The organism is Hymenobacter crusticola (genome assembly GCF_002154225.1).
In the GTDB taxonomy this organism is placed as follows: Bacteria; Bacteroidota; Bacteroidia; order Cytophagales; family Hymenobacteraceae; genus Hymenobacter; species Hymenobacter crusticola.
This window is the reverse complement of record NZ_MTSE01000100.1, coordinates 1-1,490: the sequence shown is the minus strand read 5'-3', so window position 1 is coordinate 1,490 and position 1,490 is coordinate 1. Positions and strand designations below refer to the sequence as shown.

The 1,490-nt window shown below is 57.6% G+C and carries 1 protein-coding gene; it reads right to left on the bottom strand.

Features of this window, described 5'->3' with window-relative positions:
- Window positions 1-1,490 (bottom strand): PA14 domain-containing protein (locus BXP70_RS30185; RefSeq protein WP_245849777.1); only part of this gene is annotated, 1,490 nt, incomplete at both ends.

Sequence of the window (1,490 nt, the reverse complement as noted above, 5' to 3'; positions counted from 1 at the left end):
TGGCGAAGTTCGGACCAGCGTAGCTCACTTGCAGATTCTGGCTGCCGTAGCCTTGTAGGTAGGAGACAGTGAAGGCGTGGGTACCGGCTTTCAGGCCGATGGTGCCGCTTACCTCGCGGCTGTCGTGCGAGCCGTCGTTGTTGACGAGCAGCGTCGAGCCGATGTAGAGCAAGGAGCCATCGTCGGAGTTGGAGTAGAAGGTATACTGCCCATCGGTGGGCACGGTCACGTAACCCGTGAACTGGATGGAAAAGGCGTAGTCCCGCTGTTGCGCCGTCAGCTCGAAGGCGGTGGTGGTACCCGTTTTCAGCGGCGTGAGCGTGCTGTAGTTTGGCACCGCATCCCAGAAGCCTTCGTAGTACTTGTAGTTTAACCCCGCCACGGTGTTCGCGGGGTTCTCCGGCGTGCGCAGGGCTCCGTTTTGGTTTACGGTAATGCTAACCTGCGCTGGGTTGCTGAGAGCTCCTTGGTTATCGGCAACTACCAAGCTGAACACATACGTGCCAGCAACCAGATTGCTTACAGTTGTGGAAGCGGCGGTGGTGCTGCTGAAGCTTGCATTGCTAGGTCCGCTCACCTGCGTCCAGCTATACGAGCTGATAGTACCATCCACGTCCGTAGAAGCCGTGCTATTCAGGGTAGCCGTGTTCGTGGGGAGGGTTAGGGTTTGGTTAGCACCTGCGTTAGCAACTGGTGCTTGATTGGAAGTGGTGGCTACGCGCTTATAGGCAGCAGCCGGAATAGCTTGCTTTGCGAGGCTAGGTCCGGCGTAGTTTACTTGCAGGTTCTGGCCACCGTCGTTTTCGAAGAAGGCGATGGTGATGGCGTGCGTACCGGCTTGCAAGCCGATCGTACCCGCTTGTTCCACATCTCCGTGCAGACCATCGTTGTTCACCACTTGTGTCGAGCCGATATAGAGCTTGGAGCCGTCATCGGAGGTCGTATAGAAGGTGTACTGGCCGTCGGTGGGTACTGTTACGTAGCCTGTGTATTGGAAGGCATAGCCATTGTCACGCAAAGCAGCCGTCAGGGTTGGGGTCGTTACGGTGCCAGTGCGAGTAGGAGTGAGCGTACTGAAAGTCGGCAGCGCATTCCAATAGCCTTCGTAGTACTTGTAATCCAAGCCGGCTACTGCATTGGCTGGGTTTTCTGGCGTACGCAAGTTGCTGTTGCTCGCTGCATTGACGGTCACCGTCGTTTGAGCCGCAGCGCTAGCTAGGCCTAGGTTGTCGGTCACGATCAAGCTGAACACATACGTGCCGGCGGCTAGGCCGCTTACCACGGGTTGGGCGACCGTCTTGTTAGTGAAAGTAGCCGTGTTGGGGCCGCTCACCTGGTTCCAAGCGTAAGAGGCAATCGTTCCGTCGGCATCTGTACCGCTGCCAGCTAGGGTCACACTGCTGGTGGGTAGGGTGATGCTCTTGCTAGCACCGGCATTCGCTACTGGGGCTTGGTTGGCAGCGGTGTTCACCGTGATGCTTACCTGCGCG